Here is a 24,607-nt window from a genome sequence, read left to right on the forward strand (position 1 = left end):
AGGTAGACGTGGCGCGAAGGAAGACGGGCAACGTCCTCAGCGAGGACGTCGACGAAGCCCGTAAACAGATCATGGTGGCCGCCGAGCGCGTGTTCCAGCGGTACGGCGTCGCGAAGACGACGATGGACGACATCGGCCGAGAGGCCGGCGTCTCACGCCCGACCGTCTACCGGTATTTCAAGGACCGCGACGCCCTCATGTCGGCCTTGATCGAGCGGCGCTCACGAACCCTGTTCGAGAAGGCGCGCAAGTATCTCCTCGAGCACGAGACGTTCTCCGACCAGCTCGTCGAGGGTCTGATCTTTCTGGTCGAGCGAGGCCGTCGCGACCCGCTCATCCGGATCCTGGTGAGTCCGGAGCACATGCAGTTGGCCGAATCCCTGGTCGGGAGTTCGGGCCTTGCGGCTCGGTTGACCGCCGAGATGTGGGACCCGATCATCGAGCGTGCGATGGACCGTGGCGAAATACGGCGGGATCTCGACAAGGAGAAGATCGCCGAGTGGATCGCGCTGGTCCAGTTCATCCTCGTCGGCCGACTGGATTTCGATCGGCCCGACGACCCTCAGCATCGGGAGATGTTGCGCAACTTCGTGCTTCCGGCGTTCATGCCGAGCGCGGTGCCCGCGGCCGAGCTGAAACGCTGACCGCGGAAGGCATGTCGCCGGACCCGGTGGTGTCGAGTCCGGCGACCGGCGCCTAACCCCGGATCAGATCCCGGTGGATGATCTCTTTCATGATCTCGTTGGTCCCGCCGTAGATCCGCTGGATACGTGCGTCGATGTACGCCTTCGCCACCGGGTACTCCATCATGTAGCCGTATCCGCCGTGGAGCTGCACGCCCGCGTCGATGACCTTGTCCTGCAGTTCGGTGGCCCACAGCTTGGCCTTGGCGGCGTCGACCGCGGTGAGGGTTCCCCGGTTGTACTCCCGCACGCACCGGTCGATGTACGCCCGGGAGACCTCGATCGCCGTGCGGAGTTCGGCGAGGGTGAACCCGAGTCCCTGGAACTCGCCGACCGGCTTGCCGAAGGCCTTGCGCTCCTTGACATACGAGAGGGTCCACTCGAAGACGGCCTCGGCCGACACCTGCGCGGCGATGCCGATTCCGAGCCGCTCCAGCGGCAGGCTCTGCATCAGGTAGGCGAACCCCGCTCCTTCCTCACCGAGCAGGCTCGTGGCGGGTACGCGTACCTCGTCGAACGACAGTTCTGCGGTGTCCTGGGCATGGAGTCCGACCTTGTCGAGTTTGCGGCCCCGCGTGAAACCCGGTGTCCCGTCCTCGACGACGAACAGGCTGAATCCGCGTGAGCCGGCATCCGCATCGGTCCTGGCGAAGACGATCACGAGATCGGCGAGGATGCCGCTGGTGATGAAGGTCTTCGAACCGTTGATGACCCAGTCGGTGCCGTCGCGTCGCGCCGTGGTGGTGATCGCGCGCAGGTCGCTGCCGGCCGCGGGCTCGGTCATCGCGATCGCGCCGATGGTGTCGCCGGTGACGAAACCCGGCACCCAGCGCTTCTTCTGCTCGTCATCGGCATGGCGGAGTAGGTAATTCAGCACGATGTCGTCATTGGTGGAGAAACCGGACTGCAGTGCAGAGGCGCCCACTCTCGCGATCTCGGTCTGGATGGCGACGCGGAAGCAGTAGTCCGTCTCGCCGGGGCCGCCGTATTCGAGCGGCACCGCGAGACCGAGGATGCCCTGCGCTCCCGCCGCACGCCATGTCTCGCGATCGATCAGGCGGTCGGCGTCCCATTTCTCCATCTTGGGGACGACATGTCTGGTCACGAAGGCGCGTACCGAATCCCGGAACAGCTCGTGGTCGGCGTCGAACAGGTCTGTCTGCATTGTGGTTCTCCTGTGGTGCTGGTGCTGATGCTGGTGCGGTTGATGCCGGGGAAGTGCCCGGCGCCGCGGTGAAGCCGGGGAACGGTCAGTGTCCAGAGGTGCCGCCGTCGACGGCCAGGATCGATCCGGTGATGTACGACGCGGCCGGACTGGCGAGAAAGAGTACGGCGGCGTCGATTTCGCGCTGTGTGCCCATCCGTCCGAGGGAGCAGCCGTGGAGGAAGTCGGCGCGAGCGCCGTCCGACATCTCGGCGATCATGTCGGTCTCGACGAAACCGGGTGCGATCGCATTGACCCGGATTCCCTTACGACCCGACCACTGGTTGGACAGGTCTCGGGTCAGGCCGACGACGCCGGCCTTGCTCGAGGAATACGCCGCCTGCGGCAGCGCGGACTTGATGAGACCGAGCATGCTGCCGACGTTGACGATGCTCGATCCGGGCTCCATCACCCGGGCGCACGAGCGCGCCATCCAGTAGGTGCCCAGGAGATTGACATCGAGCACCGCCCGGAAGTCCTCGGGGAGTTCGCGGGTGGCCGGGGCGGAGTGGGTGAGTCCGGCGTTGTTCACCAGGATGTCGACGCGCCCGAAATGCTCCATCGCGGCCCGGACCACCTCGTCGCATCGGTCCGGATCGGTGACATCGGACGGGATCTCGAGCGCGCGCCGGCCGAGCGCACGTACATCGTCGGCCGACTCGCGCAGCGGTTCGGGCCGGCGACCGGTCATGACCACGTCGGCTCCCGCTTCGGCGAGTGCACGGGCGAACCCCGCGCCGAGTCCGGAGCCCGCGCCGGTCACGATCGCCACCCGTCCGTCCAGTCGGAACAGGTCCAGCAACGGGGTTGTCGGGGCGGACGGGTGCGTGTCCATGGGTCTCCTCTCGTCTGAACGACCCCGCGGGCGAATGCACCGAGGTTGTCGAATTTAATCTAACAGAATAAGGTTTAACGAGATGCCGGGCCGTGCGACCCTCCTGTCCACGAGTGCGGATCACGAATCCAGGAGGATGCTCATGACAGCAGGCGAGACCGATTCCGGGCGCGGTTCATCCGTGGTCGACTACGAAGTGCGCGAACACATCGCGGTCATCACCCTCAACCGGCCCGAAGCGATGAACGCCGTGAACTCGGCACTCTCCGTCGGCGCCGGAGCGGCGCTGGAGCGGGCGGCGCTCGACCCGGAGGTGCGCGTCGTCGTCCTGACCGGTGCGGGACGGGCGTTCTGTGCCGGCGCCGACCTGAAAGAGATCGCGGCGGGTAACCGTATCGACGACCCGGAACACCGTGAATGGGATTTCGCCGGCATCGTGCGACATCACATCGCGAAACCGGTGATCGCGGCGGTCAACGGTTTTGCGCTCGGCGGTGGAACCGAGATCGTGCTCGCGGCCGACCTCGCGGTGATCGACGAGGAGGCCTCGGTCGGTCTGCCCGAGGTGCGGCGGGGTCTCATCGCCGCCGCCGGCGGACTGCTGAGAATCCACCGGCAGGTCCCGCAGAAGGTCGCCGCCGAGATCGCACTCACCGGGGCGCCGATCTCCGCCCGACGGGCGTACGAACTGGGGCTGGTCAATCGGGTCGCGCCTGCGGGTACCGCCCTTGCCGTCGCACTCGAACTCGCGGCCCTGATCGCGGCCAACGCGCCCGTCGCCGTCTCGGAGAGCAAGCGGGTGATGCACGAGACGTCGAAGTCCCAGCGCGGGTGGGACGACGATTCGTGGCAGGTCAACGCCTCGGCCATCCGGACGGTGTTCTCCAGCGTCGACGCGCGGGAAGGGCCCCGCGCCTTCGCCGAGAAGCGTGCACCGAAGTGGAGCGGCCGATGACCGGGGTGGCGCAGGTGACCGAGTCCGGTGTCGTGATCGTCGAGCGAGTGGGCGCCGTTGCGGTCGTTCGCCTGAACCGGCCGGAACGACTGAATGCCTTCACCGAGGACATCCGCGCACAACTCATCGCGGCCTTCGACACCTGCGACGCAGACGACGACGTGCGAGCGGTCGTCCTCACCGGAACCGGCCGGGCCTTCTGCGCCGGAGCGGATCTCGCAAGCGGTGGCGACACGTTCCTGCCCGAGGACAAGGGTGCCGACGGCTCATTCCCGGCCGACGCGGGCGGGCAGGTGGCTCTGCGCATCTACCGGTCGAAGAAGCCGGTCATCGCCGCGATCAACGGTCCCGCCGCGGGTGTGGGAGTCACCATGACCCTTCCGGCCGACGTCCGGATCGCCTCGGACACGGCGAAATTCGGATTCGTGTTCACCCGTCGCGGGCTCGTACCCGAAGCATGCTCCACCTGGTTCCTTCCTCGGGTCGTCGGTATCTCGACTGCTGCGGAATGGACCCTGGGTGGGCGCATGGTGCCGGTCGGCGAGGCCCTCGACCGCGGCCTGGTGCGCGAGGTCGTGCCTGCGGATCAGGTGCTCGCGCGAGCCCTCGAGATCGCGGAGGAGATGACCGCAGGGACGGCGCCGGTCTCGGTTGCACTGACGCGATCGCTGCTGTGGCGCGCGCTCGGCGCCTCCGGTCCGGAAGAGGCGCACCACGCCGAGTCCGAGGTCCTGTATCGGCGCGGCTTGTCGGCGGACGTGCAGGAGGGTGTGGAGTCCTTCCTCGCCAAACGGCCCTCGCGGTTCCCGGATCGCGTGTCGGATATCGAAGCCGATGTGTGACGCCGCAGGGAGGCCTGTCCTGTAACCAACGTCGTCGAGCCCTCGGGGTGGCACGCACAGTGCGGTGAGCGGCGGCCTATGACAGCACAACCGCCCTCGAAAACCGCCCGTCACAGCGGAGTCGACGACGATGTGTCGCCGACCTTCCCACGGAGGGTGCATTTCGGGGGCGGTTGTCGTATCAGCGGATTCAGTGCGCGAGCGTGACACCGCCGACTCCGCCCACGATCATCAGCGGGAAGGCCACCGTCGCGCCCCGTGCGCTTGGGTTCACGGGCCCGGACCCGTCGGAGTCGAGGGGCAAGGCACGGGCGGGCTGTGATTGACACCACATCCAGACACCATGTATGGTCCGGTGTGTCGCTCTCGAACGCCTGGTCCCCGCTGCGCTGCAATGCCGACAGTTGCTTCACGCGAACCTGTTTCGATGACGGTGCTGGGTCCGAGTGGGCGCAGATTTCGCGTTGGCCGTCCTGGCGGACACGGACTCGGGCGATCTCATGAGCGATCTCATCCTCACGAGAAAAGGACTGATAGATGACAACTTTCGACAACAAATCGGTGGTCGTGACGGGTGCCGGTGGCGGGATCGGCGCGGCGATCGCCCGCAGATTCGCCGCACAGGGCGCACGGGTGCTGGTGGCCGACATCGACGGCGACGCGGCGGCCCGGGTCGCGGGAGACATCGGTGACACCGCTGTCGGCGCCGAGGTCGACGTCACCGATGCGGCGCAGGTCGAAGCGGTGATCGGAAGGGCCGCCGACGAATTCGGTGGCCTCGACGTCATGGTGAACAACGCGGGCATCGCGATCCTCGCGCCCGTCACCGAACTGACCGCTGAGGACTTCGATCGGATGATCGCGGTGAATCTCAAGGGAGTCTTCCACGGGATCAAGGCGGCGGTGCCGCATCTGGCCGCCCGCGGCGGCGGAGCCATCGTGAACACTGCGTCGTCGGCGGGCACCAACGGGATGCCCATGATCGGCGGCTACGCCGCCACGAAGGCAGCGGTCATCAATCTGACACGGACCACGGCAGTGGAACTGCGCCCGGCGAACATCCGGGTCAACTGTGTCGCACCGGCTTTCGTCGAGACCGCGTTGTCGGACAATCTGATGGAGGCGTTCCAGGCGGCGTCCGGGGGCGTCGACGCACACGAGTTCTTCACCCAGCACCAGGGCCGCCTCGGCAGGCCGGACGACGTCGCCCGCGCGGTCACCCATCTCGCCGAGGACGCGGGCGACTGGGTCACCGGTCTGACCTACGTCCTCGACGGCGGGTTCACGTCGTCGCCGATGTGACGGGCCAACGAGCTCGGGGGCGTCCGCCGGTCAGAAGATGATGAGCGGGCGCCCCCGTACTCCGCCTGCTTCGATCATCCGATGGGCATCGGCTGCCTCGTCCGGTGTGAATCGCCCGGCAACGTCGAGGAAACCGAAGACCCCCTGGTCTGCGAGGGCGGCCAGCTGCTCGAGTCCCGCAGTGTCCGAGAGGCGTTCACGCACCCACACCTCGCGGACCCGGATGCCGCGTTCCGGTGGCGCGCCGGTGAAGGTGCGTACGCACGCCAGAACGCCGCCATCGGCGATGCACGGGTACAGCGACGAGCCGATCAGCGCGGTGTCGAGCACCCCGTCGACGCCGCCCCCCGCGGCCGCCCGGATGCGCTGCTCGACACCGGGTCCTCGTGCTACGACCTCGTCTGCACCGTGACTCCTGATGGTGTCCGCCTCCTCGGGACGGCCGTCGGCGATGACGCGGACACCGGCCCGTCGGGCGAGTGTCATCACGAATGCGGCGAGATGGCCCGCCCCGCCCGTGATCGCCAGTGTGGCACCGGGTTGCAGGTCCAGGATGCTGAGTGCTTCCAGTGCGGTCAGACCGTTCATCGGCAGCATCGCCGCTTCTTCCACCGTGAGCGCCGACGGCTTGTGTACCACTGCGGCCGCGGGCGTCACGATCAGCTCGGAGTGCGCCCCGCCCTCTTGCCGACGGGGCATCACGATCCCCATGACCTCATCGCCCACCGCGAACCGGCTCGACGACGAGCCCGGGCCGACCGACTCGATCACCCCGGCGGCATCCATACCCGCGATATAGGGGGGATCGAACTGTTCGTATGCGGCGGCCACGAGACCGCTGCGCGTTGCGATGTCGGTGGGGTTGACGGCCGCGGCCCGCACTGCGATCCGCACTTCGCCCTCGCGCGGAGGACGTACGTCGACCTCGCGGACCTCGAGGACATCCGGAGGGCCGAACCGGGGTATGACAACTGCGCGCATGAGTGAGCCTTTCTCTGGGATTCAGGGTCGTCCGTATACAGCTGTGGTCAGCAACTCTCCGAGGAAGTCGGTGACCTGGTCCAGGTCGGTGAGGTTGTCGTCACCGGCCAGTGCGCCCGCGATCGATCTCTCGATGGTCCACAGGATCACGGCGGCGAGTTCGTCGGCCGGCGGGCCGGCGACGGCGATCCCGGATCGCCGGTCAGTGGTGATCGTGTGCGCCAGATAGTCGGCCATCTGTGAGATCCCCTCCCGGTAGACCTCGCGGAGTTCGGGCCGCCTGGGCCACTCGAGCAGCGCGCTCGTCATCACCGACGTGGTCTGGGCATCTATCCGTAGCCACTCCCGCAGCACCGTACGAACAGCGGATCTGTCGGCACGGTCGATGGTGTCGAGTGCCTTGAGTCGTTCGACCGTCGAGGCGGCCACCTCTCGGTAGAGTTCGGCGAACACCGCGTTCTTGTTGTCGAAATAGAAGTAGAACGTCGACCGGGACAGACCCGCCCGCTGCACGATTCGCGCGACGCTGAGCTTGTCGAGAGGAAGTTCCAGCAACAATTCGCGGAGCGAGTCCAGGATCGCGGTCGACCTCGTGTCGGCCTCCGCGGCGGCGGGCTGCTCGGCCTCTGGCCGGGCCCACCCGGGTGGCTCCACCGTGGGCGTTGTGATGCGATCCGCGGTCGCGCCGTCTGTCTGGTCCGGGGGACGCAGAACCGAGCGGGTGAGCCAGTCCACCGCGTCGACCGCGGACGAGAGGGCCGGGAGATGCGGATCGAGTCGGCGTGTGCAGACGTACATGACGCGTTCGATGCCACAGACGAGCACGGTGGCGATCATCTCCGCCGGTGCGCCCTCGGGCGCGCGACCGCAATCGCGTTCGTGGCGGATCTGCTCTGCGACCCCCGTGACGAACCGGTCGAACGTGGGGCGCCACACCGTCTCGACGTCAGGGTTGGAGTGCATGTGCTCGACGACCGCACCGATGACGCCGCCGTGTGTCGCCCACATGTTCAGCGTGGGCGCGATGCTCGCCCGCATTCCGTGTGACCGGGCGCGACCCGGCGCGGTATCCCACAGTTGCGGGCCGTCGTAGGACTCGGCGAGCACGAGCTCGGCGAGGGCGACCAGCACGTCGTACTTCCCGGCGAAGTGGTGATAGAAGGCCGACCGGGAATGCGGTGTCCCGGAGATGATGTCGGCTATCGTCACGTCCTCGAACGACTTGTGCGCCAACAAGTCCTCCGTCGCGGAGAAGAACGAGGCCACGGTTGCGTCCGATGGCCTCGGCTCTCTACGACCTCGCGCCGACCCGCGAGCGACCCGCACCGCTCAACTCAGCTTCGCCGAACTGCCGCATCCGACTATCCCGCCGTCGAGGGGGATCACCGAACCCGTCATGTACTTCCCGGCGGCGCTGGCGAGGAAGATGCTGAGAGCCGCGATGTCGTCGGGTTCGCCGAGGCGGCCCAAGGGGATTCCGTCGACCACCCTGTCGAGCGCCTCGGGATTCTCGGTGACGAACCGCATCATCCGGCTCTCGAACGGACCCGGTGCAATCGCGTTGACGGTGATCGATTCGGTGGCAAGCTTTTTCGCCAGATGCCTGGTGAGGTGATGGAGTCCCGCCTTGCTCGCCCCATAGCTGAAGCTGTCCATCTCCGGCACGTTGATCCCATCGGTCGAGCCGATGTTGATGATCGTGGCGCGACCGGATTCACGTGCGGCACTGCGTAGTCCGGGGAGCAGTGCGACGGTGAGGTGGAAGACGCCTTCGAGGTTGGTGTGCATCACCTTGTCCCATCCCGCGTCGGGGAACTCCTCGAGAGGAGCACCCCAGGTCACGCCCGCGTTGTTCACGACGATGTCGAGTCGTTCGTCCTCGGCCAGCACCTGCGCGGCCAGTGCGCGCGCAGATCCGGGATCGGAGACGTCGCCGACGATCCCCGTGGCCGAACCCGACTCCGACAACCGCGCCACCGCGGCATCGACGCCGGCCTGCTTGCGTGATGACACGATGACGCGTGCGCCGGCTGCGGCGAAGCCCTCGGCGATCATCAGCCCGATTCCGCTCGTTCCGCCGGTCACGAGCGCTCGGGCGCCGGTGATGTCGAACAGTGGGTATGGCGAATTCCGGGTCATGGGTGCTCCTCGAACGGTCGGTGTACGGCCGACCATACACCGTGTTCGGACACGTTGACTGTGTTTTGGAGCACAACTAGCGTCGCAGCCAGTGCGAGGTCATAGTCCAGACCAGACCGCGCAAACCCGGCTCCCGGGCCTCAGCCGCAAGAACCGCAAGGAGGAATATCGTGACCGCTCAACTCATTCCGCAGATACGTGAGGGTTCGCTCGATGTGCCCGAGGGATTGCCCCGCGGCATCGACCTCGGACGCATCAACAATCGACAGGAAGCCGTGATGAAGTACGGCCGTGACTACGTGGAGCGCATGACCGATCATGCCCTCCTCGGCGACGATCACGCCTATCGCGCATTCCTGGATTTCAAGGACAAGTCGAAGAACGCGTCCTGGAAGATGTTCGAGCAGGCCCTCGACCACGGCATCGATTCGCTCGACGATCCCTCGGACGGCCTGGTCGGATTGTTCGAACAGCTCGACCACATCCCGGACTGGGTGGACTTCGATCAGCTGTATCGGGGTGCCGTCGCATACTGGCGTGTCGGCTCGGTGGCCGGCATGGTCCTGACGTATTCGTCCATCGGAGCCGGCTTTTCGATGTACAGCTCGACACGGCCGGTTCTGTTCAGCGGCCGTCTGAAGGATGAGTCGGCCGTCGGTGGCAGACTGACCGAGAGCTTCCGCTACGTCGTCGCCGCGCACACCCCCGGCGGCATGCGCCGTGATCAGGACGGTTTCCGCCTGACCGCCAAGGTGCGCATGATCCACGCGGCGGTGCGGCACACGCTGAGCCATTCGCCGCATTGGGATTGGCCCAGTTGGGGACTGCCGATCAGCAACCTCGATTCGATGAACACCCAGGCGGGACAGTTCGGCACGCAGTTCGTCGACGGTGTCCGCGCCTCGGGGATCAGCATCAGCGATCGGGAAGAAGAGGACATCTTCGCGCTGTGCCGGTATGTGGGTTGGGTGATCGGGGTGCCGGAGGCCGTGCTGCACACAAACCCCGACGACGCCCGGATGAAGGTGAATTTCCACAAGCTCATCGAGCTTCCGGCCGACGACCTCTGCCGAGACGTGGTCAAGACGATCATCGAGTACAGCACCGAGAAGCCGCCGGGCGACGTGGAGATCCTGCCCGGACCGGTGGCCGCGTTCATGACCACCGAGCGACGGCGGCATCTGGCGTGGGCGCTGATCCGGAACTGGCAGCCCGACTACGTCAGCGAGATGCTCGACGTGGAACGCACCCCGTGGCGTTTCGCGCTGCCGACAGTTCGCCCGCTGGTCAAGGCCTTTGACCGGGTGGCGCGAAAGCTGCCTCACGACGACGAGGCGAAGGCCTTCAGGACCCTCAGGCAGTTCACCACGGCGATCGCCACGCCGGAGGGCGGGAAGTCTGCCGAGGTCGCCGACCCGGACACGCTGACGAAAGACATCGCGGCCAACAAGGGCAAGGTCCCGAAGGCATCGATGCGATCGGCGGGCTGACGAGCGTGGTGGTGCGGGGAGTCCCAAGTCCCCGCACCCCTGCTCGGGTTCGTCCGTAGCCGTCCCGTCCCGGAGTACCGAGGTATTCGACATGAAGGTGACCATCGACCTACCGGCCTGTTTCGGTCTGGGTGCGTGTGAAGCCGCCGCGTCCTACGTGTTCGAGGTGGGTGACGACGGCAAGGTTCATCTGCTGGACCCGGGCGGACCACTCGAGGCCTACCGCGAACAGATCGAGGAGGCGGTCGACGACTGCCCGATGCGGGCGCTCCGAGTCGAGGGTTGAGGTCGCGCCCACCCTGGAACTCAGTGAAGAGGACAACATCTCCTCGACCGCGGGCATGGTATCCATCGTCGGGTCCCCGAATGTCGCCTACGTTGGCAGCAAGTTCGCCTCGCGCGGGATGACCAAACATGTTGCCGTGCAATACGGTCCCGACAACATCCGGGTGAACTCGGTCCATCCCGGTTATATCAAGACCCCGATGATGGCGGCCGCGAGCGGTGCCGATGGCGGTGGAATCGTTCCGTCGATTCCCCTCCGGCGGATGGCCGAACCCGAAGAGGTGTCCAAACTGGTCCTCTTCCTGGCCTCCGATGACTCGTCATACATCAGCGGTATGGAGCACGTCATCGACGCGGGTCTGACAGCGCAGTAGATTCCGCTCTTCCCGGTGACCCGGCGACGAGTCCGTTCGTCGGGTCACCGAGACGCGTCGGCACGCGACCGCGGCCTGAACCGAGGTACCGGCCTGAAGTCCGGAACCGGCGTGGTCTCCAGCCGTGCCCGGAGGTAGACACCGTCGAACCACCCATGGCATTCCGCGAACGAGAACAGTTCGCGGAGGTCGTCGTGCCATCGTCGGTCCTCGCCCAGGGACTGCAGCCACATCGAGTTGATGTGTGCGGAGTCGCCGTCGACGTAGCCGATCCCTCGTCGACGCAACTGCTCCGAGGTCTCTGTGCCGTCCAGCGTGGTGCTGACCGACAGCGTCCGCAGGTCTGCTCGCTCGTGGACGCGAACGGTATGGGGTTCGACGCGAATTCTCATGGGGCTGTTCCAGATCATCGAGTGCCGCGAGATCAGCGGGCCGAGGATGAATAGATGTCGTCGATGATGTCTGCGTACTTCGTGGCGACGCCACGTCGCTTGAGTTTCATCGTAGGGGTGAGTTCTTCCGAATCGGGCAGCCACTCGTCGGCGAGCAGGCGATACTGCTTGATCTGCTCGACGCGCGAGAGCTGCGCGTTGGCCCGTGCGACCGCCTCGTCGATCTCGGTGCGCAGGGACGCGTTCTCGACGAGGTCTGCCGACGACGTGTCGGCAAGTCCGTGCGAAGCGGCGAAAGTGCGTGCCGCATCGGGGTCGAGCACGAGGAGGGCCACGTTGTACGGACGACGGTCACCGACCACGCACGCTTGACCGATGAGCGGCGAGGCGCTCTTCAGTTTGCTCTCGATGTTGACCGGTGACATGTTCTTGCCGGCCGCGTTGATGATGAGTTCCTTCTTGCGGTCGACGATGGTGACCCAGCCCTCGTCGTCGATCTGGGCGATGTCACCGGTGTGGAGCCAGCCGAACTCGTCGATCGCTTCTGCGGTCTTCTCGGGGGCCTTGCGGTAGCCGCGCATGACGTGCGGGCCGCGCAGCAGGAGTTCGCCGTCGTCGGCGAGCTTGGCTTCCGTTCCCGGTTGTGCCAGGCCGACTTTGCCCACACGGATGTCGGTGGGGATGTTGGTGAACCCGAGCGCGCCGGTCTCCGACATCCCGAAACCCTCTTGCAGCGGCAGTCCGAGTGCGAGAAAGAACTCGTGTACCGCAGGTGCGATCGGCGCTGCGCCCGTCATGAGCAGCTCGACACGGTCCAGGCCGAGCTGGGCCCGCAGGCCGGCGAAGACGCGTTCGTCCGCGGCACCCACCGCATCTTCGAGGTCTGCGGGGACCGGCTCCCGGCGCTGCTGGATCTGGACGAGACGGGTCGCAGCGTCCACCGCGTCCGACGTCGCTTCACGTTGTCCGTCCGGCAGCGCCGCGAACCGCGCCATGAGACCCGCGCGGAGTTTCTCCCAGATCCGTGGAACACCCAGGAACCAGGTGGGACGCGCCTGCGCCACTGCGGCGAACACGGTCGTCGCGTCGCGGACGGTCGTGATGGGCCAGCCCGTGACCGTCGCCAGATAGTGGGAGAAGACCCGGTCGGCGGCATGCGCGGTGGGCAGGTAGCTGATGGCGGCTCCCTCTGCGACGAACGGGAACCGGAGGTTGCACGTGTACATCACGAACATCAGGTTGGCGTGGGTGAGTTCGACGCCCTTGGGATCTCCGGTGGTGCCGGAGGTGTAGATCAGCGTGGCCAGGTCGCTCGCACCGACCGAACGCCAGGTCTTCTCGAAATCGAAGTCCGCCGTACGCCGGTCACGAAGATCGTCGAGTGAGGTGATGGTGGCGGGACCGTTGTCGTGCACCGTGGATTCGTCGGCGGGACCCGTGATCACGATGTGCTTGACGGCGGGCGCCGCGGTGCGCTGGAGGACTCCGAGGAAGGCGGGATCGGCGACGACGACGGAGTTGCCGGCGTTGTCGAACAGGTAGCTGATCTGGTCCGGCGCGGAGGTGAGGTAGATCGAGAACGGGGTCGCGCCGAGGTGCAGCACCGCCATGTCGACGATGTGGAATTCGGGACTGTTCGGCAGCATGATCGCCACCGTGTCACCGCGCCCGACGCCGATGGCGGCGAGGCCGCTCGCGACTTCCTCTACCGCCGTGCGGTATTCCGACCAGGTGAGGCTACGGTCCTCGCCGAACGCGATCAGGGCAGGCAGGTCGCGCCGGCTTGCGGCCGTCGCCTGAAACGCCTCGACCAGAGTGGTCGCCGAGATCCCCGGGGTGGCAACGGGTGCGGATGGGGCTTGGGGTGCTTGTGTCATCGTGTTCTGCCTCGATTGCGATGGGGAAACGGGAGGGTGACGGGACTCAGTGGGTGAGCTGTTCGGCACCGTCGGAGGACGGCTCGTGCGCCGTGACCTCGGCGCGGGTCGTGACGTACTCGGACAGATCGGGCTCGTGGACCCGGCGCCAGTAATCGACGTACCGCCACGGGCTGTTGGTGACGATGCGGCCCCGCGCGTTGCGGTAGTACGTCGTGGTGCCACCGAAGTGCCACACCGTGTCCTCGAGCGCGTCGTCGAGCTCGCGGTTGTAGGCGTCGAACGCCTCGGGCCGGACCTCGACGGTCTCCAATCCCTCGTCGACCATCGCGCTGAGCAGCGCCGTCACGTATTGGATCTGCATCTCGGTTCCGGCGATGACGGTTCCGCCGTGGCCGGTGTTGGTGTTGGGTCCGTACAGACAGAAGAAGTTGGGGAAGCCCGGCACGGTGATGCCGAGGTGCGCCCGCCCGTCGTCGGCGCCCCAGGCCTCCCGGAGGGTCTGCCCGTTCCGGCCCCGGACCGTGATCGATCCGAGGACGTCCACCGATTTGAATCCCGTTGCGAGGACCAGTACATCGGCGTCGAAATCAACCCCGTCCTCGGTGCGGACCCCGCTCGCGGTGACGGTGTCGATCCCGGTGGTGACCAGATCGACGTTGTCGCGGCGGATCGTCCGGAACCATCCGGCGTCGATGAGCAGGCGCTTCCCGTACGGCGGGTAGTCGGGCAGGCTCTTCTCGAGAAGATCTGGGCGACCGGCCAATTCGCTCTCGATGTACGCGGTCAACATGGCACGGAGCCGGTCGTTTCCCTTGTTGATCGCGCGCCCGAGATGCGGGTAGTCGCGATCCACCTGCAGAAGCCGCCAGACCTTGTCGCCCATGCGCCAGAACAACCGCGCCCGGTACCAGGCCAGATAGAACGGTACGTGCTTGTTGAGCCAGTGGGCGGTCTCGCCGACTGCCCGACCCTTGAGTGGGTGCGGCATCGCCCATTGCGGCGTCCGCTGGAAGACCCGTACTTGCGCTGCCTCCTCCGCGGCGGCCGGAACGAACTGCATGGCGCTCGCACCCGTGCCCACGACGGCGACGCGCTTGCCCCGGAGGTCGACGGCCGGGTCCCACTGCGCGGTGTGCAGTACCGGCCCGTGGAAGTCCGACAGGCCCGGCAGGTCGGGGATGCTCGGCTGGTTCAGGAGCCCGACCGCGCTGACGACGGCTGTGGCGCTGAGGGTCTCGACGTCACCGGTGACCGTCGAGCGCAGGTCGAGCGTCCAGCGGGACGCGGTGGAGTCGAACTCGGCGTGATCGACGACCGTTGCGAACCTCGTGCGGGAGAGGACGCCGTGGCGCTCGGCCAGTTCCCGCCAGTATGCGGCGAGTTCGTTCTGTGGTGCGAAGTAGCTGGACCAGTCCGGATTCTGGTCGAAGGACAGTGCGTAGAGATAGCTCGGCGTGTCGACTCCGCAACCCGGGTACACGTTTTCGTGCCAGGTACCGCCCACGTCGTCGTTCTTGTCGATGAGGACGTAGTCGATTCCCGCCTGCTGCAGACGGATCGCCATCGCGAGGCCGGAGATCCCCGCCCCGACGATGGCGACCCGGAAGTCCTGGGGCGGCGTATTCGCGGGTTCGGAATGGCGTGGGTAGAGGCCCATCTCCTCGCCCAGTAGCTGTCCGTAGTCGTCCGGCAACTTCTCGGCGAGCATCACCGACAGGATGCGCGACAGGCGTTCGGGCGCCGGCGGGGCGGCGACCTCGAGATCACCGTCGCGCCACGAGCGGAGAACCGCCGCCGCCTCGCGCCGGATGCGGTACGCGAGTTCGGCCTCGAATCCGCCGGTGTCATGGTCGCCGAGATCGGGCGGGGCGGTCGGCAGGAACGGGTCCTCGATCCAGCGGTCGTCACCGGTCAGCAGTGCCAGCGACCCCAGCAGGATGGGCAGGTTCGCCTCCTCGAGTGCTTCGGCGAGCTGGTCGTCGGTGAAGTCGGCGTCCGGACGGAACGCACCCTCGGGAGCGTCACTCCAGTCGGGGACGAGACGGGGGGAACTGGACTCAGGCATACGCTAGACCATACAATCTGTTCAGACGTGGTGTCAATCACAATTCCGGTCCGACTCCGTCGCACCCGGGACTGATTCCACCGCGCACTATCGGGGACCGGAAGACTCAGCTGCGCAGTATTTTTCGCGGCTTCTCTGCGGACAACCCATCGTCTCGACAGATCGACAGACAGGATCACTCACCAATGACTTCCACTGTGAATCGTCCCGCCGCGCGTTCGGTGTACGAACCCGAGCACGAAGCATTCCGCGACAGCTTTCGTCGGTTCCTCGACGCGGAGGTCGTACCCGGCTACGAGGGATGGGAACGAGAGGGCCTCATCCCTCGCGAGCTCTTCACGCGAGCCGGCTCGCACGGCTTCCTCGGCATGTCGGTCGACGAGGAGTTCGGTGGTGGAGGCACCGACGACTTCAGGTTCAACGCGATCATCGCCGAAGAGGTCGCCGACGCCGGCGTGATGTCGTTCGGGATCAATCTGCACAACGACATCTGCGTGCCCTACTTCGAGCGTTACGCCGATTCGGAGCAGAAGAAGCGGTGGCTGCCGGGTCTGGTTTCCGGGGAACTCATCGCGGCCATCGCGATGACCGAGCCGGGGACCGGGTCGGACCTCGCCGGCATCTCCACCACGGCAACCCTCGACGGTGACCACTACGTGCTGAACGGCTCGAAGACCTTCATCTCCAACGGCATCAACGCCGACCTGATCATCGTCGCCGCACGGACCGAGAACGACGGTGACCGTCACGGCGGTCTGTCGCTGCTGGTCGTCGAGCGCGATACGCCCGGTTTCCGGCGGGGTCGCAACCTGGACAAGATCGGCATGCACGCACAGGACACCGCGGAGCTGTTCTTCGACGACGCACGGATCCCGAAGGAGAACCTGCTCGGTGAACGAGGAGCCGGATTCCGTGCCTTGGTCACGAACCTGCCCCAGGAACGGCTGACGATCGCGGTCGCCAGTACGGCTGCGGCAGGCCGGGCGATCGAGCTCGCGCGGGAGTACGTGTCCACGCGGACTGCCTTCGGGAAACCGCTGTCGGCCAACCAGAACACCCGGTTCACTCTGGCCGATGCGTATGTGCAGACCGAGGTCGTCCGTGCCTTCGTCGACGACTGCCTGTCACAGCACACGACCGGCGATCTGACCGCGGACCGAGCGGCGATGGCCAAACTCGCGGCGACCGAGGTCCAGGGACGGGTCGCCGACCGGTGCCTGCAGATGTTCGGCGGTTACGGCTTCATGGCCGAGTACCCCATCGCCAAAGCCTATGTGGACGCCCGCGTTCAGCGGATCTACGGCGGCGCCAACGAGATCATGAAGGAGATCATCGGCAAGTCCCTCTTCCGCTGAGGACTCCGAGGAGAACATCACCATGAAACGAACCATTTTCGACACCGAACACGAGCAGTTCCGCGACACGGTACGGGCGTTCCTGCTCAAGGAGGCCGTACCGCACACGGCAAAGTGGGAAGCGGCCGGCGAGGTCGGGCGCGACTTCTGGACCGCGGCAGCGAATCAGGGCCTGGTCGGCTTCGCGGCACCCGAGGAGTACGGCGGCGCCGGCTTGCGGGACTTCCGGTTCAACGCCGTCCTGAACGAGGAGGTGGTCCGAACCGGAACCGTCGGCGACGGCTTCTCGCTGACCAACGACATCGTGTTGCCCTACTTCCTCGACATCGCCTCTTCGGAGCAGCAGGAGCGGTGGCTGCCGGGCATCGTGAGCGGTGACACGGCGATCGCGATCGCCATGTCGGAGCCGGGTACGGGCTCGGACCTGCGTGCCATCAAGTCGACCGCCGTTCGCAGAGAGGGCGGTTGGAGTCTGAGCGGGTCCAAGACCTTCATCACCCGCGGCATCCAGGCCGACCTGATCATCGTGGCGGCACGGATACCGGAGGACGACGGTGGTGGTTTCGGTCTCTTCGTGGTCTCCGCCGACCAAGACGGATTCGAACGCGGCCGGAAGCTGGAGAAGATCGGGCGCAAAGCCCAGGACACAGCCGAACTCTTCTTCGAGGACGTACTGGTCTCCGACGCAGACGTTCTCGGCGAACCGGGCAAGGGGCTGCACTACATGATGCGCAACCTCGCCCAGGAGCGGTTGTCCATGGCGGTGGTGGCCGTCGCACAGGCCGAGCACGCCGTCGAGACCGCGGTCGCCTATGCGAAGGAGCGCAAGGCTTTCGGACAGCCCATCGGCAGCTTCCAGGCAAATCGGTTCACCCTCGCGGAACTCACCACTCAGGTGTCGATCGCGCGCGTGTTCGTCGACCGGTGTATCGAGGCACAGAATGCCGGCGAACTGACCGCGGCAGAAGCGGCGGGCGCGAAGTTCTGGACCACCGAACTCGAATTCTCCGCTCTCGACACCTGCCTGCAGATGCACGGCGGGTACGGGTACATGGAGGAGTACGACGTCGCGCGACGCTGGCGCGACGCACGTGTGCAGCGAATCTACGGCGGCACCAACGAGATCATGCGCGAGATCGTCGGTCGATCGCTGGGCCTGTAGAGGAAGTGAATCGGTGGTTGCCCGGGAAGGGGGTCGACCGGGCAACCACCGAGATCATGGGGTGGAGTCGACCACGCCGTCGGCGAGCAAGGACTCGATCCGGGTCTCGGAGTACCCGGCAGCGAGGAGCACGTCGCGCGTGTCGGCCCCCGGCGCGCGTCGCGGACGGGGAACCGTGGGTGGTTGACCGTCGAAGCGCGGAGCGGGTGCGGGCTGGACGACGTCGTCCACGGTCACAAAGGTGTTGCGCGCCTGATGATGCGGATGTTCGATGGCCTCGGACATCGTCAGGACCGGCGCGTAGCAGGTGTTCCGCCCGGCGAACGCGGAGTCCAGTTCCGCGCGGTCGTATTCCGCGACCCGCTTCTGCAGCACGATGCGGTAGTCGTCCCACCGTTCCGGGTCGAGGTGGTCGTGTCGCATCGCCTCCGGCAGCCCGAGGACATCGCACAGCTCCAGCCAGAACTGGTTCTCGATCGCACCGATACTGACCCACTTGTCATCTCGGGTTCGGTAGACGTCGTAGAAGAAGGCGCCGGTGTCGAGGAGGTTCGCACCCCTGTCCTCGACGAAGGAGTCCTCGGCGCGATAGGAGTGGAACATGGCCATCAGCGCCGAGGCGCCGTCGATCATCGCCGCATCGACGACCCGTCCTCCGTGACCGGCTCGCGCGGAGAGTATTCCGGCGAGCATGCCGAATGCGAGGAAGGTCCCGCCGCCGCCGAAATCGCCCACCAGGTTCAGCGGGGGAACCGGGGGTTCCCCCTTCCGGCCGATCTGATGCAGTGCCCCGGTGAGGGCGATGTAGTTGATGTCGTGTCCGGGGAGCTGGGCCATCGGGCCGGACTGTCCCCACCCGGTCATACGCCCGTACACGAGGTCCGGATTGACCCGTTGGCAGTCTTGCGGTCCCACGCCGAGACGCTCGGCGACACCGGGCCGGAACGTCTCGATGAGTCCGTCGGCGTCGGCGCACAGGCGGCGGACGACATCGGCACCCGCTTCGGTCTTGAGGTCGACCGCGATGTGCCTACGACTGCGGAACAGGATGCCGTGCCCGCCGACCGCCCACGGGTTTCCCCCGGGACGGTCGACGGTGATGACCTCGGCACCCATGTCCGCCAGCATCATCGCCGCGAACGGACCCGGTCCGATGCCCGCGAGCTCGATGATGCGCGTGCCGGCCAGGGGCGGGGTCGGTGACTCGCTCACTGCTTCACGACCACCGGCATGCCGCCCTTGTTCGCGGCGATGTCGGCGTGGACCTCGTCCGGGTTGGCCACCGCCATCTCCTTGCTCGCGCCATCGGGCAGCTTGATGGCGTCGTTGAACTGACGCAGCATCGTGAAGGCGGCCTTCTCGTCGTCGTGCGGCAGAATCCGTCCGACTCGATCGGCAAGGGACACCAGCGGACTGATGGTGGGCAGGATGTGCCTCCACCCGGTCTTCTCCACGCCGAGTGCGTCCATCACATGCGGGGGAATCCACGAGTGCAACAGTCCGTAGGCGAGCTTGAGCCTGCGCTCGTTGGTCATGAACTTCGCCACGGGGCCGGGTAGCACCTCGACGTCCCCGGGGGGATTCTCCACGCTGTATTCGATGATCGAATGCACGACATCGTGGCAGAGCTCGTCGGGCGGCAACTCGATGAGGGTGTGCAGGTCGGTCTTGCGGCGGGCGTCCTCGTAGTCCGTGTGCAGGATGTCCTCGGGGACACCGATGACATAGCCGACATAGCGGCTGAGGGCGAAGATGTCCTCGAGTTCGCGGTCGCTGTAACGGATCCCCGACGACTGGACCGCGTCGGTGAACTTGACGCCGAACTGTCCGGCCTGGGTGACCATGCTGTCGAGGTTGTTGATCGGGATGCCCCATCCGGCCCAGTCCCAGTGGTCGGATCGTCCCAGACTGTGCCGGACCGCGGCATGGATCATCCGGACCTTCGCGGTGAGCCGGAACCCCTCCTCGAATCGCTGCATCCCGCCCGGGGTGTACGCGGCCACCACGTACCGGAAACTCTCGATGAGTCGAGTGCCGACCTTGTCCTGCTCGCGGAGGCGTCCGCTGAACAGCACGGGACGCGTGGCGCTGTACATCGAGAACCCGCCGGCGATCGCACCCCAGGCGAGGACGGGCGGGACGATGGGCCCGGCCCGCCAGAACGCGACCGCGCCCCGGTAGAGCTGATCGAAATCCACCCATTCGGGGATGTGGTCGAGTTGATCGAAGAGCGCGACGAGACCCGGACTGGGGTCGTCGATGGCGTCGATCCCGTGGTCGAGCGCCTGGTCGAACGTGCGCCAGGTCGAATTGTTCGACTTGTCCTTGAAATCCAGCATCGCCGCGTAGGCATAGTCGTCGGCGAGGAGGGCGTGATCGGTCAGCTTCTCGACCAGATCACGCCCGTACATCGCGATTGCTCTGTCCTTGTTGGCAATTCGTCCCAGATCGATGCCGCGGGGCAACCCGGGCGGCACGTCGAGGTCGCCACGAAATGACATCTTCTCCGTATGTGGCTCGGTGATGGTCATCGCGCCTCCTATGAATTCGACTCGGAACGTCGACCGCATGTGATCGCCGTTACAGCACAGGGTAGACCGTACTGAACACTATGTCTACACTCCCTGTATGGTCGCCCGTCGGCCTCGCCGCCGTCGATGCGGCGGCCCCAACGGATCGAGGAGTTCAGATGTCACAGTTGTCCGCGCAGGCCGGCGAAGGGTCGGTGTCGTCCGTGGATTCGTCGTCGTATGAGACGTTGCGTCAGCTGTTGTCGTCGCGGTGGAGCTGTCGCGCTTTCCGGTCGGAGGACGTGCCCCGGGAAGAGATCGACCGGGTGCTCGACGTGGCCCGGATGACGCCGTCCTGGTGCAACACCCAGCCCTGGCACGTCGACATCGTGAGTGGCGCGGCGACCGTGCGTCTCCGGGAGGCCCTTCGGGCCGCCATTTCCGAAGGGCCGACACAGAATCCCGACATCGAGTTCCCGGTGTCCTATCAGGGTGTGTATCAGGAGCGCCGTCGCGAGAGTGGACTGCAGCTGTATGCGAGCCTCGGGATCGACAAGTCCGACCGGGCTGGGTCGGCGCGACAGATGTTGCGCAACTTCGACTTCTTCGATGCGCCGCACGTCGCGATCGTCACGACCGAGGCCGCGCTGGGTCCCTACGGCGCCGTCGACTGTGGACTGTTCGTGAGCAATTTCGTCCTGGCGGCCCACTCCGCGGGGATTGCGACCATTCCGCAGGCGGCGCTGGCGGCGCAGGCGCCGGTCATCCGTGAGCAACTCGGGCTCGACCCCGGACGGCATGTGGTCGTCGGGATCTCGTTCGGCTATCCCGACGACGACGCGCCGGTCAACTCCTACCGGACCGGTCGTCAGTCGACGTCCGAGGTCGCGACCTTTCATCGATGACCCACACTGCCACTGCGACAGTTCTTTACGGAGACAGCCCAGTGCTGATCACTTGCCGGGCGCGACCGCGCCCGTTCACGACCAGGAGATGACTTCATGTTGACAACCCGAACGAGCCTCGTCGAGTCGATGGGCGCGGTCTCATGACACTGCGACACGTGCGAGTGCGTGACGGTGTCGAGATCGGTGTGCGCGAACTCGGTGACGGGCCAGGCGTCCTGCTCATCCACGGCTGGTCTCTCAGCGGCGAGGTGTGGGACCGGCAGATACGAGTGCTGGCCGAGACCGGCCATCGGGTCGTCGCCATGGATCTGCGTGGTCACGGACACTCGGACGCTCCGCTGGACGGTTACGACATCGACTCTCTCGCCCGCGACGCCGCCGAGGTCATCGAGCAGTGCGGGCTCGGCCCCGCTGCTTTGGTGGGCTGGTCGCTCGGCGGAATGGTCGCCCTTCGCCTGGCGTGCGAACGTCCCGATCTGGCGCGTTCCCTGGTTCTGGTGGCCACCAACGGAGTCGCGGCGGCCCGGTTCGAGGACTTCCCCTTCGGCGTACCCCCGGAAGGCCCCCTCGAGAGCCTGCTCGCGGCGGAGCACGCCGATCGGGTCACGTTGCGGCGCCGTGCCGTCGGCGACCCGTTCAAGGGCTCGCCGGACCGGCATGTCCTCGACTGGTTGCACCGCATCTCGCTGCAGACACCGAGCTGGGCCGGCCGCGCGGCGCTTCGAACGCTCATGTGCACCGAGCAGACGCGTCTGCTGGACGATCTCACGGTGCCGGTCACGCAGATCATCGGTACGGCGGACCCCGCGTTGTCGGTTCGCGGTGCGCGATGGGTGCGTGAGCGGCTCGGCAGCACTCTCGTCGAGTTCGATGTCGGGCACTATCCGATGCTGGAGTGTCCGGACGAATTCGACGCGGCGCTGCTGAGCGGGGTCCGATCGGTGCAGGCCCCGGTCGGATGACGCCGAGTGGCGACAGACGTCATGTCCGGACATCGAGTATGATGGCGAGATGACTTCGAGTTCCTTCGTGCGACGGCGCCCCCGTGACTACGACGGAAGCTCCCCGGCGGAACTCGCGGTGTTCAAGGCCACGGAGGAGCTTCTGACCTCCACGTCTCTCCAGGATCTGACCGTCGCGCAGATCCTGGAGACGGCCGGACTCTCCCGGGCCAACTTCTATCACTACTTTGCCAACAAGTACGACGTGCTGGTAGCGCTTCTGGGACAGGTGTTCGACGAGTCGTACGGGAACGACGCGCCATGGTCCACCGATCCCGGACGAGACCGGGCTCGCAGCATGGGTTCGAGTCTCGAGCACACGCTCGAGATGTGGTCGCGGCACGGCGCGGTCATCTGTGCGGTCATCGAGCACATGCACAGCAAGCCCGCTGTCGCCGCTGCCTGGCAGCGGATGTTCGAGCAGTTCGTCTCGGCGGTCGCCGAACAGATCAAGTTCCTCCGAGCGGAGGGTCGTGCGCCGGACGGCGCCCCCGCCGACATGCTCGCCGCGATGCTGGTCGGCGGTTCGGAGCGGGCCTTCTACGTCAGCACGCGTGGGCTGGACGACCGGCTTCCCGCCGCGGCGAGCGTCACCACGTCGCTGAGTGCGATCAACGAAGCGGCCATCTACGGCGGCCGAACGGCACAGCGGGCGAAGCGGAAGAAGGCGGGACGTCCGGTCGACACCGCGCGAGAGCTGTTGCCTGCCGCCCAGGATGCGCCGGCCGAGACCGAGACGGCGCAGAACATCCTCCAGGCCATGCGGGAACTGCTGCTGACCGAGACGCTCGCGCAATTGTCTGTCGCCAAGATCCTGAAGCACTCCAACACCTCTCGGGCGTCGTTCTACTTCTACTTCCGCAGCAAGGAAGACGCCTTCGTCGTGCTGTTCCGGGAGGCGGCCAAGGACATCGTCTCGGCGTTGACCGCGGTCGCCGACGTCGACCGTCAGGACCCGTCTGCCCTCCTCGAGCAGGTCGGGCAGTGGCTGCACCTCGACGGTTACGCGGGCGCCGTCATCAAGAACGCCGTCCACGAATGGCCGCGACTGCCCGAACTGCGCGCCGAGTACCTCGCGGCGATGAATGCCATGGAGACGACTCTGGAGTCGATCATTCTCACCGATCGCGAACGAGGACTGGCGCCGGACGGCCCTCCCGCACGCGAGTACACCGCCACACTCCTGTGGACCATCGAGCGCACGATCGCGGGATCACTGGCCGGCGAGGCGCATCTCACCGACATCGACGCGGTCACCGACATGGTGGCCAGGTTCATGTACGCGGCCATCTACGGAACCCGTTGAGATACAGCGGAACCCGCTGACATCGTCCGAAGCCGCCGAACCTCGGCGGAGTCTGATGCGCGGGCGCGCTCAGGATCTCGGACGCGATGCGAATCGCGTGATCGCGGAGCGGAAATGGTCTCCGTCCACCAGTGCGGTCTGTCCTGCGATCTCCGACTCGAACGAATCCTCGAGGCGGTGGAGGAATGCGACGTTCAGGCTGGCCTTGGTCGCGGCGTAGGCGTCGGTGGGCCCGGATGCGAGTTCTCGGGCGAGGGCCTCGGTGTGGCCGGACAGATCGTCGTCATCGACCACCGCGTCGATCAAACCCCATGCCAGCGCGGTGTCGGCGTCGATTCGCTCTGCGAGCAGGGCCATCCGGGATGCGCGGCCGAACCCGACTCGAGCCCCGACGAGGAGTGATGCCCCGCCGTCGAGGGTCAGTCCCACTTTCGAGAACGCCAGTGCGAAGGACGACGACCGTGCGCCGACGACGTGGTCGCACGCGACCGCCACGGCGCACCCGACCCCCGCGGCCGCGCCGTTCACGGCTGCTATGACGGGTTTCGGCATCTCGCGCAGCCGGCGGACGATCGGGTTGTAGAACCGGGTGAGCTCGCGCTCCGTGCGCGGCGCCAACCGGACGTGCGGACCGATCTCATCGAGCGCGAGATCGGCGCCCGCGGAGAATGCGCGACCTCGCCCGGTGATCAGGACACACCGCACTGCGTCGTCCTCCGCGGCCGCGACGACGGCGTCGAGGAAGTCCCGCTGGAGCGCGTCGTCGAATGCGTTGAGCGAGGCGGGCCGCGACATCGTCAGGCGAGCGACCCCGTCGCCCGTCGCGGTCTCGAGGGTCTCGGTGTGCGAGGTGACGGTCCAGTCGATCATGCGTGTCACCATAATCCAGACGTTGCATCCAGACAATTTGTATGCTGGTCGGGACAATCGTCCCACTC

At 66.4% G+C, this 24,607-nt stretch carries 23 protein-coding genes; 12 read left to right on the top strand and 11 right to left on the bottom strand.

Annotation, left to right across the window (positions count from 1 at the left end; genetic code table 11):
* Positions 1-8: 8 nt before the first annotated feature.
* Positions 9-644 (top strand): TetR/AcrR family transcriptional regulator, encoded by a 636-nt coding sequence (locus tag KTR9_RS03505; protein WP_010844042.1) that lies wholly within the window; start codon positions 9-11, stop codon positions 642-644.
* Positions 645-696: 52 nt separating this feature from the next.
* On the opposite strand, the gene KTR9_RS03510 is transcribed toward KTR9_RS03505, so the two are convergent.
* Entirely contained in the window at positions 697-1,848 is a 1,152-nt protein-coding gene (locus KTR9_RS03510) for an acyl-CoA dehydrogenase family protein (RefSeq protein WP_014925236.1), read from the bottom strand.
* An 85-nt stretch (positions 1,849-1,933) separates the two neighbouring features.
* The gene (locus KTR9_RS03515) at positions 1,934-2,722 is read right to left on the bottom strand and encodes an SDR family NAD(P)-dependent oxidoreductase (RefSeq protein ID WP_014925237.1); all 789 of its coding nucleotides are present in this window, start codon (positions 2,720-2,722) and stop codon (positions 1,934-1,936) included.
* A gap of 142 nt (positions 2,723-2,864) precedes the next feature.
* On the opposite strand from KTR9_RS03515, the gene KTR9_RS03520 reads away from it, so the two are divergent.
* From KTR9_RS03520 to KTR9_RS03530, 3 genes are all read left to right on the top strand, one after another.
* The gene (locus KTR9_RS03520) at positions 2,865-3,677 is read left to right on the top strand and encodes a crotonase/enoyl-CoA hydratase family protein (RefSeq protein ID WP_014925238.1); all 813 of its coding nucleotides are present in this window, start codon (positions 2,865-2,867) and stop codon (positions 3,675-3,677) included.
* Positions 3,674-4,519, top strand: coding sequence for an enoyl-CoA hydratase-related protein (locus KTR9_RS03525; protein WP_044507567.1), 846 nt, complete (start codon positions 3,674-3,676; stop codon positions 4,517-4,519). The genes KTR9_RS03520 and KTR9_RS03525 overlap by 4 nt, the downstream gene beginning before the upstream one ends.
* 537 nt (positions 4,520-5,056) lie before the next feature.
* Positions 5,057-5,821, top strand: coding sequence for an SDR family NAD(P)-dependent oxidoreductase (locus KTR9_RS03530; RefSeq protein WP_044505783.1), 765 nt, complete (start codon positions 5,057-5,059; stop codon positions 5,819-5,821).
* A gap of 30 nt (positions 5,822-5,851) precedes the next feature.
* On the opposite strand, the gene KTR9_RS03535 is transcribed toward KTR9_RS03530, so the two are convergent.
* The 3 genes from KTR9_RS03535 to KTR9_RS03545 form a co-directional block, all read right to left on the bottom strand.
* Positions 5,852-6,802: an NADP-dependent oxidoreductase gene (locus tag KTR9_RS03535; RefSeq protein ID WP_010844049.1), complete on the bottom strand. Its 951-nt coding sequence runs from the start codon at positions 6,800-6,802 to the stop codon at positions 5,852-5,854.
* Positions 6,803-6,823: 21 nt separating this feature from the next.
* Positions 6,824-8,035, bottom strand: coding sequence for a TetR family transcriptional regulator (locus KTR9_RS03540; RefSeq protein WP_238554026.1), 1,212 nt, complete (start codon positions 8,033-8,035; stop codon positions 6,824-6,826).
* A 96-nt stretch (positions 8,036-8,131) separates the two neighbouring features.
* Entirely contained in the window at positions 8,132-8,941 is an 810-nt protein-coding gene (locus tag KTR9_RS03545) for an SDR family oxidoreductase (RefSeq protein WP_014925242.1), read from the bottom strand.
* Between the two features lie 170 nt (positions 8,942-9,111).
* Between KTR9_RS03545 and KTR9_RS03550 the strand changes: the two genes are divergently transcribed.
* The 3 genes from KTR9_RS03550 (at position 9,112) to KTR9_RS03560 (ending at position 11,090) form a co-directional block, all read left to right on the top strand.
* Entirely contained in the window at positions 9,112-10,431 is a 1,320-nt protein-coding gene (locus tag KTR9_RS03550) for an oxygenase MpaB family protein (RefSeq protein ID WP_014925243.1), read from the top strand.
* A 91-nt stretch (positions 10,432-10,522) separates the two neighbouring features.
* Positions 10,523-10,717, top strand: a complete 195-nt coding sequence (locus KTR9_RS03555; protein ID WP_014925244.1) for a ferredoxin — start codon at positions 10,523-10,525, stop codon at positions 10,715-10,717.
* Positions 10,718-10,754: 37 nt separating this feature from the next.
* Positions 10,755-11,090 carry an SDR family NAD(P)-dependent oxidoreductase gene (locus KTR9_RS03560; protein ID WP_274518062.1) on the top strand — a complete coding sequence of 112 codons (336 nt, stop codon included), beginning with the start codon at positions 10,755-10,757 and terminating at the stop codon, positions 11,088-11,090.
* Positions 11,091-11,134: 44 nt separating this feature from the next.
* Here the strand turns inward: KTR9_RS03560 and KTR9_RS03565 are convergent, their stop codons facing one another.
* The 3 genes from KTR9_RS03565 to KTR9_RS03575 are packed head-to-tail and all read right to left on the bottom strand — an operon-like array spanning position 11,135 to position 15,427.
* Positions 11,135-11,482, bottom strand: a complete 348-nt coding sequence (locus KTR9_RS03565; protein WP_014925246.1) for a hypothetical protein — start codon at positions 11,480-11,482, stop codon at positions 11,135-11,137.
* Positions 11,483-11,514: 32 nt separating this feature from the next.
* Entirely contained in the window at positions 11,515-13,359 is a 1,845-nt protein-coding gene (locus KTR9_RS03570; protein ID WP_014925247.1) for an AMP-dependent synthetase/ligase, read from the bottom strand.
* Between the two features lie 46 nt (positions 13,360-13,405).
* Entirely contained in the window at positions 13,406-15,427 is a 2,022-nt protein-coding gene (locus KTR9_RS03575; RefSeq protein ID WP_014925248.1) for a flavin-containing monooxygenase, read from the bottom strand.
* Positions 15,428-15,612: 185 nt separating this feature from the next.
* Between KTR9_RS03575 and KTR9_RS03580 the strand changes: the two genes are divergently transcribed.
* Both KTR9_RS03580 and KTR9_RS03585 read left to right on the top strand, forming a co-directional pair.
* Positions 15,613-16,782 (top strand): acyl-CoA dehydrogenase family protein, encoded by a 1,170-nt coding sequence (locus KTR9_RS03580; RefSeq protein ID WP_014925249.1) that lies wholly within the window; start codon positions 15,613-15,615, stop codon positions 16,780-16,782.
* Positions 16,783-16,804: 22 nt separating this feature from the next.
* On the top strand, positions 16,805-17,944 hold the full coding sequence (locus KTR9_RS03585) for an acyl-CoA dehydrogenase family protein (protein WP_014925250.1): 1,140 nt from the start codon (positions 16,805-16,807) through the stop codon (positions 17,942-17,944).
* A 54-nt stretch (positions 17,945-17,998) separates the two neighbouring features.
* Here the strand turns inward: KTR9_RS03585 and KTR9_RS03590 are convergent, their stop codons facing one another.
* Positions 17,999-19,156 carry a CaiB/BaiF CoA transferase family protein gene (locus KTR9_RS03590; protein WP_014925251.1) on the bottom strand — a complete coding sequence of 386 codons (1,158 nt, stop codon included), beginning with the start codon at positions 19,154-19,156 and terminating at the stop codon, positions 17,999-18,001.
* A complete protein-coding gene (locus tag KTR9_RS03595) occupies positions 19,153-20,475 on the bottom strand; it encodes an oxygenase MpaB family protein (protein ID WP_014925252.1) in 1,323 nt (440 codons plus the stop codon). The genes KTR9_RS03590 and KTR9_RS03595 overlap by 4 nt, the downstream gene beginning before the upstream one ends.
* Before the next feature lie 158 nt (positions 20,476-20,633).
* Here KTR9_RS03595 and KTR9_RS03600 point away from each other — a divergent pair, with 158 nt between their 5' ends.
* The 3 genes from KTR9_RS03600 (at position 20,634) to KTR9_RS03610 (ending at position 23,669) form a co-directional block, all read left to right on the top strand.
* On the top strand, positions 20,634-21,359 hold the full coding sequence (locus tag KTR9_RS03600; protein ID WP_014925253.1) for a nitroreductase: 726 nt from the start codon (positions 20,634-20,636) through the stop codon (positions 21,357-21,359).
* A 143-nt stretch (positions 21,360-21,502) separates the two neighbouring features.
* Complete coding sequence (locus KTR9_RS03605) at positions 21,503-22,324, top strand: alpha/beta fold hydrolase (protein ID WP_014925254.1); 822 nt, start codon at positions 21,503-21,505, stop codon at positions 22,322-22,324.
* Between the two features lie 49 nt (positions 22,325-22,373).
* Positions 22,374-23,669 (top strand): TetR/AcrR family transcriptional regulator, encoded by a 1,296-nt coding sequence (locus KTR9_RS03610; RefSeq protein ID WP_010844063.1) that lies wholly within the window; start codon positions 22,374-22,376, stop codon positions 23,667-23,669.
* Positions 23,670-23,738: 69 nt separating this feature from the next.
* Here KTR9_RS03610 and KTR9_RS03615 read toward each other — a convergent pair whose 3' ends face one another.
* On the bottom strand, positions 23,739-24,539 hold the full coding sequence (locus KTR9_RS03615; RefSeq protein ID WP_044507574.1) for an enoyl-CoA hydratase-related protein: 801 nt from the start codon (positions 24,537-24,539) through the stop codon (positions 23,739-23,741).
* Between the last annotated feature and the right edge of the window lie 68 nt (positions 24,540-24,607).

It is taken from the genome of Gordonia sp. KTR9 (assembly GCF_000143885.2).
Taxonomy (GTDB): domain Bacteria; phylum Actinomycetota; class Actinomycetes; order Mycobacteriales; family Mycobacteriaceae; genus Gordonia.

Bases quoted from the DNA above. Each gene is read 5' to 3' on its own strand.
- KTR9_RS03525 (WP_044507567.1), top strand. From the start codon at position 3,674: ATGACCGGGGTGGCGCAGGTGACCGAGTCCGGTGTCGTGATCGTCGAG.
- KTR9_RS03600 (WP_014925253.1), top strand. From the start codon at position 20,634: ATGTCACAGTTGTCCGCGCAGGCCGGCGAAGGGTCGGTGTCGTCCGTG.
- KTR9_RS03610 (WP_010844063.1), top strand. From the start codon at position 22,374: ATGACTTCGAGTTCCTTCGTGCGACGGCGCCCCCGTGACTACGACGGA.
- KTR9_RS03615 (WP_044507574.1), bottom strand. From the start codon at position 24,539: ATGATCGACTGGACCGTCACCTCGCACACCGAGACCCTCGAGACCGCG.
- KTR9_RS03535 (WP_010844049.1), bottom strand. From the start codon at position 6,802: ATGCGCGCAGTTGTCATACCCCGGTTCGGCCCTCCGGATGTCCTCGAG.
- KTR9_RS03515 (WP_014925237.1), bottom strand. From the start codon at position 2,722: ATGGACACGCACCCGTCCGCCCCGACAACCCCGTTGCTGGACCTGTTC.
- KTR9_RS03530 (WP_044505783.1), top strand. From the start codon at position 5,057: ATGACAACTTTCGACAACAAATCGGTGGTCGTGACGGGTGCCGGTGGC.
- KTR9_RS03570 (WP_014925247.1), bottom strand. From the start codon at position 13,359: ATGACACAAGCACCCCAAGCCCCATCCGCACCCGTTGCCACCCCGGGG.
- KTR9_RS03585 (WP_014925250.1), top strand. From the start codon at position 16,805: ATGAAACGAACCATTTTCGACACCGAACACGAGCAGTTCCGCGACACG.
- KTR9_RS03565 (WP_014925246.1), bottom strand. From the start codon at position 11,482: ATGAGAATTCGCGTCGAACCCCATACCGTTCGCGTCCACGAGCGAGCA.
- KTR9_RS03545 (WP_014925242.1), bottom strand. From the start codon at position 8,941: ATGACCCGGAATTCGCCATACCCACTGTTCGACATCACCGGCGCCCGA.
- KTR9_RS03595 (WP_014925252.1), bottom strand. From the start codon at position 20,475: ATGACCATCACCGAGCCACATACGGAGAAGATGTCATTTCGTGGCGAC.
- KTR9_RS03605 (WP_014925254.1), top strand. From the start codon at position 21,503: ATGACACTGCGACACGTGCGAGTGCGTGACGGTGTCGAGATCGGTGTG.
- KTR9_RS03510 (WP_014925236.1), bottom strand. From the start codon at position 1,848: ATGCAGACAGACCTGTTCGACGCCGACCACGAGCTGTTCCGGGATTCG.
- KTR9_RS03520 (WP_014925238.1), top strand. From the start codon at position 2,865: ATGACAGCAGGCGAGACCGATTCCGGGCGCGGTTCATCCGTGGTCGAC.
- KTR9_RS03580 (WP_014925249.1), top strand. From the start codon at position 15,613: ATGACTTCCACTGTGAATCGTCCCGCCGCGCGTTCGGTGTACGAACCC.
- KTR9_RS03575 (WP_014925248.1), bottom strand. From the start codon at position 15,427: ATGCCTGAGTCCAGTTCCCCCCGTCTCGTCCCCGACTGGAGTGACGCT.
- KTR9_RS03555 (WP_014925244.1), top strand. From the start codon at position 10,523: ATGAAGGTGACCATCGACCTACCGGCCTGTTTCGGTCTGGGTGCGTGT.